Genomic DNA, 13055 nt, shown 5'->3' with positions numbered 1-13055 from the left:
GTTCAGGGCATTACCCTTCATCTAGCCTGGTTATCCATTACCAGTCATCAATAAGGTGGCATGGCGAAACCAAACTGCTGTTCTGATAAACAGGTACAAAAAAAGCCGCATTAGCGGCCTTTCATCGGTAGAGCAAAAACGCGTCGTACTTAGCTTAAGTGCGTTGACGAGTGTTCTTGCCCCCAGTTGCTTTATGCTTATGTACTGCACGTTTAATCTTAGCACTCTTCACTTTAGAGCGAGCAACACTGTGCTTATCTGTGCCTAACATAGTGCGGTTTTCGATATCTAGTCCAGCCGTTTTTCTTAGGTAGTTGACCTGTTCAAGCTCCAACTCAATCCAACCACCACGAGGCAGTGATTTTGGCAACTCGATACTGCCATAGCGGATACGGATAAGACGACTGACTTGTACTTCCTGAGATTCCCATAGACGACGAACTTCGCGATTACGTCCTTCAGAAAGCGTCACGTGCCACCACTTGTTCATCCCCTCACCGCCGGCAGCTTTGACTTTATCAAAGTTTGCAGGGCCATCTTCAAGGGTAACGCCGGTACGCAAATGCTGAATACAGGCATCGCTCACGTCACCGAACGTACGCACAGCATATTCACGCTCAACTTCATTCGATGGGTGCATCAAACGGTTAGCCAACTCACCGTCTGAGGTAAACAGCAATAATCCAGAAGTATTGATATCCAATCGACCCACTGCAACCCAACGTGAATCACGGGTTTTAGGCAGGCGATCGAAAACCGTTGGACGACCTTCAGGGTCTTTACGACTACAGATCTCACCTTCCGGTTTATGATAAGCAATCACTCGGCAAACGATATCCTCTTCGGACTTAATTGAGATAGCACGGCCATCAATACGAATTTTCGCATCGGCTTCAATTCTGTCACCAAGGCTGGCTATTTCACCATCTATACTAATTCGGCCTGCAGCAATCCATGCCTCCATCTCACGACGGGAGCCATGGCCTGCACGGGCCAAGACTTTCTGCAATTTTTCACTCATTAGTAGACTCTTCTATGTTTTGTGTATTTTCAGGCCCAATCTCTTCTTGTGGTTTCTCAAGAGAATTCACATCAGAAAATAGGGCCGCTAATGACTCAGTATCCGTCAGCGGGGGTAAATCCGCTATGGTATCTAAGCCAAAGTAGGCTAAAAATTCTGTCGTAGTCGCATAAAGAGCGGGCCTTCCCGGCACCTCTTTATGTCCCACCATTCTTATCCATTGCCTATCGGCTAAACTTTTTATGGTATGACTACTCACCGCCACACCACGAACAAACTCTATATCGCCACGTGTCACCGGTTGACGATAGGCTATCACTGCCAAGGTTTCCAATGTGGCACGCGAGTATTTAGGCGCTTTTTCCTGCCATAATGGTTGAAGAAAAGGACTCAGGGACTCAATCGACTGAAATCGATATCCCCCCGCGACGCTCATCAACTCAATTCCTCTACCTTGGTAGTCTTGCTGCAACTCTTCAATGGCCAATTTAATCTTAGCTCTTGATACATTAAAGTTGACTAAAACCGTCTCTTTCAAACTTTTAATCGAGACCGATTTACCCATAACAAATAGGCTCGCCTCAATAAGTTGTTTAAGCTGATCAGGATTTATCTGCAGCTGTTTCTTCTGACTCAATCAATACGCCTTAACATATATGGTTGAAAATGGCTCATTCTGCCTTAAATCGACTAAAAGCTCTTTAATCAGCTCCATCAAAGCCAAAAAACTTACAACGACACCACTTCGCCCTTCACTGACATCAAACAATGCTTCAAACGGGAGGTACTCCTCACCATCGAGCATGGCTAATATCTGACTCATCCGCTCTCGCGTAGACAACACCTCACGCTTCACATGGTGATGCTCTGTCGCTTCAATCCGTTTCAGTACCGAGCCAAAAGCTCGGGCAATATCGGTCAAAGACACTTGGGGTGGCAGTAATATCGGTTTGATATTATCTGCAGGTGTCGCTTTAGCCTGAAACACATCTCTCTCGAGACGAGGGAGCTCATCCAATCGCTCCTGCGCTTCCTTGATGACTTCATAGGCCTTAAGCTGACGTATCAACTGAGCCCGGGGATCTTCTTCATCCTCATCTTCTAATACCGGCCTTGGTAACAATAATCGAGATTTAATCTCGGCTAAGGTTGCAGCCATCACCAAGTAATCGGCAGCCAGTTCGACCCTGCTGCCCTGAAGAAGATTAATATATTCCAAATATTGTTCGGTCACAGGCCAGATAGGCAGTTCAACCACATCGAGCTTCTGTTTACGGATCAGATATAAGAGAAGATCTAAGGGGCCTTCGAAAGACTCAAGAAAAACTTCAAGCGCCTCAGGCGGTATAAATAGATCCGCCGGAAATTGCTTTACCGGCTCACCTCTGACAATAGCCAAGGGTAAACTTTTTTGAGTCCCCCGCATCCACTGTCCTCAGCGTATCAATAATTCATATGGGCTAACCCGGATTTGGCGCTATGGCCCAAGTCCGAGAAAGCGCGCGATTATACCTTGTTAGGCAAGTAATGCACAGCCTTATATAAAGGGAGTCACATCGCCAGCCCCTTCACGCAGCACCTCAATATCCCCCTCGGACATATCGATAACTGTGGTGGGCTTCTCACCTAAATAACCACCATGAATGATCACATCCACTTGATGCTCTAAAATATCGCGTATATGTTCAGGATCTGATTCGGTAAACTCTTCCCCGGGCAAAATTAGACTGGTCGACATCAGAGGGGCGTCTAACGCCTCCAGTAGCGCGAGTGCTATAACATTGTCCGGAACCCGGATCCCAATGGTTTTCTTCTTGGGATTTTGCAAGCGCTTAGGCACTTCCTTACTCGCCTTAAAAATAAACGTATATGGACCCGGGGTATTATGTTTCAACACACGATAGGCCTGATTATCGACTCTGGCATAGGTCGCCAGTTCAGACTGGTCACGGCACATCAAAGAAAAATTATGATCATTATCAATCTGACGAATGCGCGCAATTCTGGCCATCGCATCCTTCTCACCCAGTAAACAACCCAGCGCATAGCCAGAGTCCGTAGGATAAACAATGACTCCACCATTCTTAATGGCATTCACCGCTTGATTGATTAAACGTGCCTGCGGGTTCTCTTCATGTACGTAAAAAAACTGACTCATCTCACTTCCATCCAATTATCCATTTGGCAAGCTCTACACGACAGAGCTGCATTTAGCCGGAAAACCTCTCCTGTTCACAGAAGTTCAGGCTCCCCTTCAGCTATTTATTTTCACATTACTAACACTTAAACACACTAAGTTGTCAGATAAAGTTGTCAGATAAAATGAGCTAACTTTATCACTGCAATGACACTCAATAATATTAAGCTTTAACCCAATTATCCATTTGCCAAACCCAATTGACACCTTTAGGTTGAAACATACTTTTCCCTAACTCAGTCCAGCTGCCGGGAAAATGGAAATCACTCCCAAGAGAGGCGAACAATTCATTTTTAAGACTCAGTGCAATCAGGTTATTTCTATCTTCGACCGTCTGCTGACTTACCACGACTTCCATGGCATCACCGCTCGCCTCTTTAAACTCCCTAACCAAGCGTTTAACCCACTTAGCCGAGAGTTTATAGCCACTGGGGTGTGCCAGAACAGCAACACCACCGGCTCGGTGAATGACCTCAATAGCCGTGGCCATATCCGACCAATTATTGGGCACATACCCGGTTTTTCCACGGGCTAAATATTTCTTAAACACATTAGCCATACTGGTTGCATAACCATGTTCGGCTAACCAACGAGCATAATGTCCCCGACTCAATGCAGCTTCTCCCGCTAAGGCCTTGGCCCCTTCATAGGCACCTTCAATGCCCGCTTTGCCAAGCCGCTCGCCAATCTCTTTCGCTCTTAGCTCACGCAGATGTCGCTGATTGGTCAAAAAGTCATCGAGCTGAATATCTTCAAGGTCAACATTAAGGCCCACAACATGGATATCATGGTTATGCCAACGGGTTGAAATCTCAACACCATTGATTAACTTCAGAGGTGTTTCATGGCGCTGGTTATAAGTATGTGCCTCGGCTAAACCAGCAGTGGTGTCGTGATCGGTTATTGCAAACATCTCGACACCATTACCTATGGCTCTTTCGATTAACTCAGAAGGAGTCAGTTGTCCATCGGACGCTGTTGTGTGGCTGTGAAGATCCGCCAATATATTTTCATCTGTCATCGGCTTATTCTACTTGAGTTTATTGATATATGATATCAACAAGGGAATAACCATTCTCTCAATCACTGCCTTACTCAGTTATCCTAAGGGAGCTCTGAAACGAGCATTTTTAAGTGGTTTGGGTATATATAGGAGAATAAACATAGGTGAGGGTTAAATTCTATTTCCTCTCCTTGTTACATACGCTAGAAACCGAAGGAATAAAGCTAATTTTTATCAAAATTGCCAAAATTAACAATATTCAATTGACAGGGTTCACCCGCAAATGCTTTTATATAACCACTTAGAGACAATTGGTGTCTTTAAGTACTACTTTCTACATGATTTTATTGAAGGGTTCGAATGAACACATTTTCACAAGCACAAAACATTAATTGGTGGTGGCACTTCCCAACTTAGCGGGTGGTGTGAAACTCTGTGCTCATGTAAAAGAGACAAGATTCAACAAGAAGCCCGCATAGAATGCGGGCTTTTTTGTACATGAAATTCAGTACCAAGATTAGCTAAGCAGCCTCTAATGCGATAAAAAACGATTAAGAAGCGAGAGACCAGATGAAGATAGCTCAAGTAAAGACGAGTAAAGAGAGGATCACCTATCATGCCGATCCTCTCCGCTTGTATCAGCATCTTACCCAAGACGCACCACACACAATGCTGCTCGAATCGGCAGAGATAGATAGCAAAGACCATCTTAAAAGCATTGTGATGACACATGCAGCCATGATGATCCGTTGCGATAGTTATCGACTGACCTTCACCGCCTTGAGCGAAAATGGTCACGATCTTCTCTCTGGCATTCAACACTTCTTCCATGAGGCAGACTCGAACTTAGAGGCTGGCATATTGACGCTCACCCTGAAAAAAGAGGTCGCTCAACTCGATGAAGATGCCAGACTAAAATCCACCTCCCCTCTCGATGGTCTCAGGGCATTAATCAAGGAGATAGATTGCGGCGACTCTCCAGCCTTTGAGGACCTATTCTTAGGTGGTGTGCTGGCTTATGACCTCATCGATACCGTAGAGCCGCTTCCCCAGGTTCCTCAAGGTGATAACACATGCCCCGATTACCTGTTTTATCTCGCTGAAACGCTAATTTTAATCGATCACCAAGAGCAACAAGCCGATATAGTCACTCATCAATTTAGCACCGTTGAAAAGCTCCCCTCTTCACCATATTCCGCGGTGCTGGAACAGAGAGTCCAATTACTGCAAACGATGTCAGTTCAAGAGACTAAGGTTGATGAGTTAGTCACACTGGATGTACAGACTCAGGTCAACATCAGCGATGACTCATTTAAAGCAACGGTTAATGAACTGAAATCACATATTGTCGCCGGGGACATCTTTCAGGTGGTTCCATCGCGCAGCTTTAGCCTGCCCTGCCCAAGTACATTAGGAGCATATCGCGCGCTTAGGCAGACCAATCCAAGCCCCTATATGTTCTATTTCAGAGGCGAAGACTTCACCCTGTTTGGGGCTTCTCCTGAAAGCGCACTCAAATATGAGGCTCACACCAATCAAGTCGAGATCTACCCCATTGCCGGGACCCGCAAGCGTGGAAAATCGGCCGATGGTGAGATAGATTTCGATCTGGATAGCCGAATAGAGTTAGAGCTTCGCCTGGACAAAAAAGAGTTATCGGAACACCTCATGTTGGTCGACCTAGCGCGTAATGATGTGGCTCGGATCAGTCAAAGTGGCTCGCGAAAAGTGGCTGAGCTGTTAAAGGTCGACCGTTACTCACATGTCATGCATTTAGTCAGTCGCGTTACCGGCCAACTTCGAGACGATCTCGATGCGCTGCACGCGTACCAGGCCTGCATGAACATGGGCACACTGACCGGAGCACCAAAGGTCAGTGCAGCCCAGTTGATCCGCGTCGCCGAAAAAACTCGCCGTGGCAGCTATGGCGGAGCGGTAGGCTACCTTAATGGCCTCGGAGATATGGATACCTGTATCGTCATTCGCTCTGCATTTGTCAAAGATGGTACCGCCTACATTCAGGCAGGTGCAGGCGTCGTATTTGATTCAGATCCACAAGCCGAAGCCGATGAAACTCGCCAAAAAGCGCAGGCCGTCATATCAGCAATCAAACTAGGAGGCGGACAATGAAACTGTACCTACTCGATAACTTCGACTCGTTCACCTATAACCTGGTCGACCAATTCAGAAGCCTGGGCTTTGAGGTTGTCATCTACCGCAACGATGTCGATGCCGATTTTATTGCAGGCAAAATTCTCAGCGAAACAGATAATGCTGCACTCGTGCTTTCACCCGGGCCGGGAGCCCCACATGAAGCCGGTTGCCTGATGGAGCTGATAGCTAAAGTTGCGGGCAAGGTCCCTATGTTAGGTATCTGCCTGGGCCACCAGGCGATGATTGAACATTTCGGTGGCAAGGTCGAACGCGCGCCACAGGTTGTGCATGGTAAAGCCAGCCCAACTTATCATAAACAAGAGGGGATATTCCACGACCTGCCATCTCCGCTCCCCGTCGCTCGATACCACAGCCTGGTCGCGACTCAGGTTCCAGACAGCCTCGATGTTATCGCGACAACGGAAAATATGCCTATGGCTATTTCACATCGACAATACAAAGCCGTCGGCTTTCAGTTCCATCCGGAATCGATACTCACCACCCTTGGCAGCCAGCTGCTGATCCAAACGCTTAATTATCTAACCAGCACTGAAGTAAAAGAGGGAGCAGGCGCATGAGCGACAGCACAGATCTACAACCACTTATCGACAAATTGTATCGAGGTGAGAGTGTCTCACGCAGCAAAGCCAAGCAACTGTTCAGCTGCATCATTAACGGTGAGATGAGCGAAGCGGCAATGGCAGGCATGTTAGTCGCCATGAAGATGCGCGGCGAAACCATAGATGAGATATCCGGCGCTGCAGATGCGCTTATATCGGCGGCAAAGGCATTCCCAACTCCCAGTGATGCGACTCGAAAACAGGGAATCGTCGATATTGTCGGTACCGGCGGCGATGGCCACAACACCATCAATATCTCCACAACGGCGGCCTTCGTTGCTGCAGCGTCCGGGGCTAAGGTGGCTAAGCATGGCAATCGCAGTGTATCGAGCAAATCAGGCTCATCGGATCTGCTGGCGCAATTTGGTATCGACCTTACCATGGCGCCGGAGACCGCCCGGGATTGCTTAGATGAATTGGGGCTCTGTTTCCTGTTTGCTCCACACTATCACGGCGGGGTTCGCCACGCAGTTCCCGTCAGACAGGCGCTCAAGACCCGCACCCTGTTCAATGTCCTGGGGCCACTCATCAACCCCTCTCACCCGGACTACATCCTGCTCGGCGTTTACAGCGAAGAGTTGGTTCAACCGATAGCTGAAGTACTCAAAGCACTGGGGATGAAGCGCGCGATGGTCGTTCATGGTAGCGGACTGGACGAAGTCGCTGTCCATGGCAATACTTCAGTCTGTGAGCTCACAGACGGCGAGCTCAAACAATACACCCTAACCCCTGAGGTGCTGGGCGTACCCAGGGCAAACCTGAAAGAGTTAGAGGGCGGCTCGCCCGAAGAGAATGCCGAGTTCACCCGCGCTATCTTACAGGGCCAAGGCCGGACGGCGCATACCAACGCGGTCGCGGTTAATGCAGGTTGCGCCCTGTACATTTCAGGCGTGTGTGATAGCGTCGAGTCGGGTACAGCACTGGCACTAGAGACGTTAGCCAGCACCAAGGCCTATACACTTCTTGAGCGGCTTGCCAGTGCAAGCGCTAACCAAGCAAAAGTCGGAGCATAAGCGTGAGCAGTTCATCCACACCAAAAGAGAGTAACGTGTTAACCAAAATAGTCGATACCAAAGCGGCGCACATGGAAGCACTGAAATTACGTTTTCCGGAAGCGATGCTCGAGCCTAAGATCTCCGACCGCAGTCTTTATGAAGCTCTCAAAGCCCCCAATGCCGGGTTTATTTTCGAGTGTAAGAAGGCCAGCCCTTCTAAGGGACTCATTCGTGAACAGTTCGACGTCGAAGCGATAGCGGATGTCTACAACGAATATGCCGCCGGGATCTCGGTCCTTACCGATGAGCAATTTTTTCAGGGTGATATGGATTATATCCCTAAGGTACGCGCCCGGGTTAAACAGCCTATCTTGTGTAAAGACTTCTTCATCGATACCTATCAGGTTAAGCTCGCCGCTCATCAGGGCGCCGATGCCATCTTGTTGATGCTCTCAGTACTCGATGACGAGCAATATCGCTTATTGGCCAATGAAGCCGAAAAATACCAGCTCGATATGCTCACCGAGGTGAGTAACGAGCAGGAGCTTGAACGCGCCATCGCACTGAATGCGGCGATAATCGGCATTAACAACAGAAATTTGCGCGACCTTTCAACAGACTTGTCTACAACCGAAGCACTGGCGCCCCACATCCCTGCCGACAGAGTCGTCATTAGCGAGTCTGGCATATACAACCAGGCACAGGTACGCCGTTTAAGTCCTCTGGTCGATGGTTTCTTAGTGGGCAGCTCCTTAATGGCCGAAGACGATCTGGATCTTGCCTGCCGCACCCTCACCCTGGGCCATAATAAAGTGTGTGGTCTGACGCGTAGCGAAGATATTCAAGCCGTTGCAAACTCGGGGGCTGTCTATGGCGGTTTAATCTTTTACCCTAAATCTCCCCGTAGCATTAGCCTTGAGCGCGCCACCGAGCTCCTCGAGCACCACAGAGCCACCGGGCCCGGGCTTAATTTCGTTGGTGTCTTCGTTAATGAAGAGCCACAAATCATCGCCAAGACCGCAAGCCAGCTCAATCTCTTTGCCGTACAACTCCATGGCAAGGAATCTGAGTATGAAATTGATCAGGTCAGGGCAGCCCTGAATACCATGAACTGTAATGCACAGCTCTGGAAGGCTGTCGCCGTCAATGCCGATGTTGAGAGCCAGAGTGAAATCACGGTGCCAGCGAACGTGGACCGGGTGTTGTTCGATAGTAAGAGCAGCAGATCCGGTACATCTCAGTTTGGCGGCACCGGCCTGACCTTCAACTGGCAGCAGGCACTACCGAATAAGCAAGCGGCCATGTTGGCCGGAGGTTTGACTGCGGAGCTTGCCCTGGAGGCGAGCCAACAAGGCTTTTATGGACTGGACTTTAACTCAGGCCTTGAAAGCGCACCGGGCATTAAAGATCACGAAAAAATAGCGACAGCGTTTAGTGCTCTGAGACAGTATTAACATCAGACAGTACTAATATCAAAAATAGAATTTTAAACAGAATTATTAACTTTAGAAATTATGGTCAACATTAGCTCAAGGAATTGGACTCGACATCAAGGTCGAGTCCAATAACCAGAGGTATTTTGAACCGAAATTAGGAATTATATTATGACCAAGCTCGACCCCTACTTCGGCGAATATGGCGGCATGTATGTCCCGCAGATCCTTATGCCGGCCCTCAAGCAACTCGAGACCGCTTTCGTCGAGGCTCAAGAGGATGAAGCGTTTAAAGCTGAGTTTAATGATCTGCTAAAAAATTATGCAGGCCGCCCAACAGCACTGACGCTGACACGTAACTTAAGCCCGAATCCTCTGGTAAAGATCTACCTTAAACGCGAAGACTTGCTTCATGGCGGAGCGCACAAAACCAACCAGGTTTTAGGTCAGGCTCTGCTTGCGAAACGTATGGGTAAGAAAGAGATCATTGCCGAAACCGGCGCCGGGCAACACGGTGTCGCCACTGCCCTCGCCTGTGCACTTTTAGATCTTAAATGTAAAGTCTATATGGGCGCTAAAGATGTCGAGCGTCAGTCACCCAACGTATTTAGAATGAAACTGATGGGCGCCGAAGTGATCCCTGTCACCTCAGGGTCTGCTACGTTAAAAGATGCCTGTAATGAAGCGATGCGTGACTGGTCCGGCAGCTACGATAAAGCCCATTACCTGTTAGGCACGGCTGCAGGTCCTCACCCGTTCCCGACTATCGTACGAGAGTTTCAACGCATGATAGGTGAAGAGACCAAGAGGCAGATTTTAGAGCGTGAAGGTAGATTACCCGACGCGGTGATCGCCTGTGTTGGTGGCGGCTCGAACGCTATCGGCATGTTTGCAGACTTTATCGAGGAGGAGTCGGTTAAGCTTATCGGTGTCGAACCCGCGGGACTCGGTATCGATACTCCTATGCATGGCGCGCCACTTAAACACGGTAAGACCGGGATATTTTTCGGTATGAAAGCGCCCCTGATGCAAGACAGCGAAGGGCAGATCGAAGAGTCCTACTCGATATCTGCCGGCCTGGATTTTCCTTCGGTTGGCCCACAGCATGCACACCTTGCTGCTACCGGCCGCGCGACCTACGAGTCGGCGACCGATGAGGAAGCACTGGAAGCATTCCAGCTACTGGCACGCAGCGAAGGGATCATTCCGGCGCTTGAGTCGGCCCATGCTTTGGCCTATGCCATCAAGCTGGCAAAAACTGCGACGAAAGAGACCTTACTTGTGGTTAACCTATCGGGCCGTGGCGATAAAGATATCTTTACCGTCGCTGATATTTTAAAGGAACGCGAGCAAGCGCAACAAAAAGCAGAGGAGAGTGGCGATGACCGAATCTAAACAAGCAGGCCGTTATCAGGCAACATTTGCCGCACTGAAAGCTAAAAACCAGGGCGCATTTGTCCCCTTTGTCACCTTAGGCGATCCAGGCCCTGAACTGTCACTGAAAATTATCGACACCTTAGTGGAAAACGGCGCAGATGCGCTCGAACTGGGCTTCCCGTTTTCAGACCCTTTAGCCGATGGCCCCGTCATTCAGGGCGCGAATCTACGCGCACTCGATGCAGGCACCACTCCGACGCAATGCTTCGAGATGCTTAGTGCCATTCGCGCTAAATACCCGGAGCTCCCCATTGGCCTGCTGTTATACGCCAACTTAGTGTACGCCAACGGTGTGGATACCTTTTATGCTAAGGCCAATGCTGCTGGCGTCGATTCGGTATTGATTGCCGACGTGCCCGTCGAGGAGGCCGAACCATTTATCCTGTCGGCCAAGAAACATGACATCGCACCTATCTTTATCGCACCACCCAATGCCGACAGCGAAACCCTTAAGCTTGTCAGTGAAAAAGGGGCTGGTTACACCTACCTCTTGTCCCGTGCAGGCGTTACCGGCACCGAATCAAAGGCAGGCATGCCCATCGGTGATATTCTGAATCGCTTAAAAGAGTTTGATGGTGCGCCGCCACTGCTTGGTTTTGGTATTGCCGAGCCTTCTCAGGTCAAGGCTGCCATACAGGCTGGCGCCGCTGGGGCAATATCAGGCTCTGCCGTAGTAAAAATCATCGATGCAAATAAAGCTAACGAAACGATTCTCTTAGCCAAACTTGGCGAGTTTACCCGTGATATGAAAGCTGCGACATAAACTCACATTGATGTTTCGGCAATAAAAAATAGCGCCTTCGGGCGCTATTTTTCTTCTAAGCGTTGATCGTTGCATTTATACCGATTGGTATTACCCCTCTTTAGCCAGATATTCAATAATCTGATCCATATCGAGATCGTAATCATCGGCCGTGACACATTTTACGATCAACTCATCTGTCGTCGAGGCCAGGTCGATATCGTTATCGACTTCAAAATGGTTCGGGTGCAGGGTATAAAATGGTTTTACTCTCGGGCGAATGGGGTCTTCGAGGTTATGGCTCTCGACTATTGCCAGTCTGTTTGAGTCTAACTCCACCAATGCCCCCACCGGATAAACCCCCATACACTTGATAAAGAGATCGACCAACTTGTCATCCAGTTCATTGTTTTTTGCCAGCGCCCGTAAGATGTTAAATGCCTTCACCTGAGGATACCCCTGCTTATAACAACGGTTCGAGGTCAGGGCATCGAAAATATCGCAGATAGAGATCATACGGCCATATTTTGAAATATCATCCGCCGAGACGCCATTAGGGTAGCCTTTACCATTGAGCTTTTCATGATGAAGCCTGGCAACCTCCAGGCTCAGGTCGTCGATATCCGGCGTTCTTTCGATGGTATCGATAGAGTGTTGGGCATGAGACTTCATCACTTCAAATTCATCGTCGGTCAGTTTTCCGGGCTTATTTAAGATGTCATCGGGGATCATGATTTTTCCGACATCATGTAAAAAGCCCCCCACCGCCAACTTCCTCACCATCTCCTTTTCAATCTTCAGATAAAAAGCAAAGATGGTGATCAACACAGATACCGCGACAGAGTGCTCGAGCAGATATTCATCTTTATGACGAATATTGATGACACAGGCAAGCGCATCCGGATTTTCGAAGATAAGATCGATAGACTCATCGGTGATATCACTCACAGGCCCTAAATCCAGAGGACAACCATTTTTAGCATCGTGAAACAGTTTTTTTTGAATATCTTTAGACTTGTCGAAAACGCGCTTGGCCTTAACCACCTCTTGCTGAAAACGTTTATCTGACCAACTGGATTTATGTCTGAATATTTTACCCTGATGGGGAGCACTGCTCGCTTTATCTATTTTGGCAACCACCTTGGTCTTACTGGTATCGATAAGGACTTTTTCAATCCCTTTTCTTTTCAATCCATCGATAATGCCTTCACTCTCGAGCCAATGCGCCTTAACCAGATGAAATTTTCCTTTCGGGTAGGTAATATCCAAGACATACATGCCAACACGGACTTTAGAGATATCCTGTTCAACAATCATAAATAGAAACTCCATTTCACCATCATCATTGCCCAACCTCAAACAAAACCAAAATAAAGGGATCAGTCCATATGAGTATGGTTCAAAAAACCATCAAAACTCAAGTATTCGGCTTCAGAACAATCAAAATTTGAGA

12 protein-coding genes and 1 other annotated feature are annotated in these 13055 nt (G+C 48.3%); of the genes, 6 read left to right on the top strand and 6 right to left on the bottom strand.

The genetic code is table 11. From position 1 onward, the window contains the following. Window positions 1–154 precede the first annotated feature (154 nt). The 5 genes from rluB to rnm all read right to left on the bottom strand — a co-directional run bounded on the left by rluB (window position 155) and on the right by rnm (window position 4239). Window positions 155–1021, bottom strand: coding sequence for a 23S rRNA pseudouridine(2605) synthase RluB (gene rluB / locus SSED_RS08745; RefSeq protein ID WP_012142038.1), 867 nt, complete (start codon window positions 1019–1021; stop codon window positions 155–157). After that, window positions 1014–1640 carry an SMC-Scp complex subunit ScpB gene (gene scpB / locus SSED_RS08740; RefSeq protein WP_041422058.1) on the bottom strand — a complete coding sequence of 209 codons (627 nt, stop codon included), beginning with the start codon at window positions 1638–1640 and terminating at the stop codon, window positions 1014–1016. Before scpB ends, rluB begins: the two co-directional genes overlap by 8 nt. Before the next feature lie 18 nt (window positions 1641–1658). Then, window positions 1659–2447: a segregation and condensation protein A gene (locus SSED_RS08735; RefSeq protein ID WP_012142036.1), complete on the bottom strand. Its 789-nt coding sequence runs from the start codon at window positions 2445–2447 to the stop codon at window positions 1659–1661. 111 nt (window positions 2448–2558) lie between these two features. Next, window positions 2559–3179: an L-threonylcarbamoyladenylate synthase gene (locus tag SSED_RS08730; protein ID WP_012142035.1), complete on the bottom strand. Its 621-nt coding sequence runs from the start codon at window positions 3177–3179 to the stop codon at window positions 2559–2561. Window positions 3180–3381: 202 nt separating this feature from the next. Continuing rightward, a complete protein-coding gene (gene rnm / locus SSED_RS08725; protein WP_012142034.1) occupies window positions 3382–4239 on the bottom strand; it encodes an RNase RNM in 858 nt (285 codons plus the stop codon). Window positions 4240–4608: 369 nt separating this feature from the next. Next, window positions 4609–4717 (top strand) — a sequence feature (Trp leader region). Between the two features lie 74 nt (window positions 4718–4791). Between rnm and SSED_RS08720 the strand changes: the two genes are divergently transcribed. The 6 genes from SSED_RS08720 to trpA all read left to right on the top strand — a co-directional run bounded on the left by SSED_RS08720 (window position 4792) and on the right by trpA (window position 11623). Beyond that, window positions 4792–6351, top strand: coding sequence for an anthranilate synthase component 1 (locus SSED_RS08720; protein ID WP_012142033.1), 1560 nt, complete (start codon window positions 4792–4794; stop codon window positions 6349–6351). Then, a complete protein-coding gene (locus SSED_RS08715) occupies window positions 6348–6953 on the top strand; it encodes an aminodeoxychorismate/anthranilate synthase component II (RefSeq protein ID WP_012142032.1) in 606 nt (201 codons plus the stop codon). Before SSED_RS08720 ends, SSED_RS08715 begins: the two co-directional genes overlap by 4 nt. After that, entirely contained in the window at window positions 6950–8008 is a 1059-nt protein-coding gene (gene trpD / locus SSED_RS08710) for an anthranilate phosphoribosyltransferase (RefSeq protein ID WP_012142031.1), read from the top strand. The genes SSED_RS08715 and trpD overlap by 4 nt, the downstream gene beginning before the upstream one ends. 2 nt (window positions 8009–8010) lie before the next feature. Next, complete coding sequence (gene trpCF, locus SSED_RS08705) at window positions 8011–9444, top strand: bifunctional indole-3-glycerol-phosphate synthase TrpC/phosphoribosylanthranilate isomerase TrpF (protein WP_012142030.1); 1434 nt, start codon at window positions 8011–8013, stop codon at window positions 9442–9444. A gap of 150 nt (window positions 9445–9594) precedes the next feature. Then, a complete protein-coding gene (trpB, locus tag SSED_RS08700) occupies window positions 9595–10818 on the top strand; it encodes a tryptophan synthase subunit beta (RefSeq protein WP_012142029.1) in 1224 nt (407 codons plus the stop codon). Next, window positions 10805–11623, top strand: coding sequence for a tryptophan synthase subunit alpha (trpA, locus tag SSED_RS08695; protein WP_012142028.1), 819 nt, complete (start codon window positions 10805–10807; stop codon window positions 11621–11623). Before trpB ends, trpA begins: the two co-directional genes overlap by 14 nt. 90 nt (window positions 11624–11713) lie before the next feature. Here the strand turns inward: trpA and SSED_RS08690 are convergent, their stop codons facing one another. After that, on the bottom strand, window positions 11714–12919 hold the full coding sequence (locus tag SSED_RS08690) for a cyclic di-GMP phosphodiesterase (RefSeq protein ID WP_012142027.1): 1206 nt from the start codon (window positions 12917–12919) through the stop codon (window positions 11714–11716). Window positions 12920–13055 lie beyond the last annotated feature (136 nt).

Source organism: Shewanella sediminis HAW-EB3 (assembly GCF_000018025.1).
GTDB lineage: Bacteria > Pseudomonadota > Gammaproteobacteria > Enterobacterales > Shewanellaceae > Shewanella > Shewanella sediminis.
Note: the sequence above shows the minus strand (reverse complement) of the source record. Positions and strands in the feature narration are given on the sequence as shown.

What these genes read in the sequence shown, in the direction of transcription:
- rluB (WP_012142038.1), bottom strand. Translation starts at nt 1,021, where the DNA reads ATGAGTGAAAAATTGCAGAAAGTCTTGGCCCGTGCAGGCCATGGCTCC.
- SSED_RS08735 (WP_012142036.1), bottom strand. Translation starts at nt 2,447, where the DNA reads ATGCGGGGGACTCAAAAAAGTTTACCCTTGGCTATTGTCAGAGGTGAG.
- SSED_RS08730 (WP_012142035.1), bottom strand. Translation starts at nt 3,179, where the DNA reads ATGAGTCAGTTTTTTTACGTACATGAAGAGAACCCGCAGGCACGTTTA.
- rnm (WP_012142034.1), bottom strand. Translation starts at nt 4,239, where the DNA reads ATGACAGATGAAAATATATTGGCGGATCTTCACAGCCACACAACAGCG.
- SSED_RS08720 (WP_012142033.1), top strand. Translation starts at nt 4,792, where the DNA reads ATGAAGATAGCTCAAGTAAAGACGAGTAAAGAGAGGATCACCTATCAT.
- SSED_RS08715 (WP_012142032.1), top strand. Translation starts at nt 6,348, where the DNA reads ATGAAACTGTACCTACTCGATAACTTCGACTCGTTCACCTATAACCTG.
- trpD (WP_012142031.1), top strand. Translation starts at nt 6,950, where the DNA reads ATGAGCGACAGCACAGATCTACAACCACTTATCGACAAATTGTATCGA.
- trpB (WP_012142029.1), top strand. Translation starts at nt 9,595, where the DNA reads ATGACCAAGCTCGACCCCTACTTCGGCGAATATGGCGGCATGTATGTC.
- trpA (WP_012142028.1), top strand. Translation starts at nt 10,805, where the DNA reads ATGACCGAATCTAAACAAGCAGGCCGTTATCAGGCAACATTTGCCGCA.
- SSED_RS08690 (WP_012142027.1), bottom strand. Translation starts at nt 12,919, where the DNA reads ATGATTGTTGAACAGGATATCTCTAAAGTCCGTGTTGGCATGTATGTC.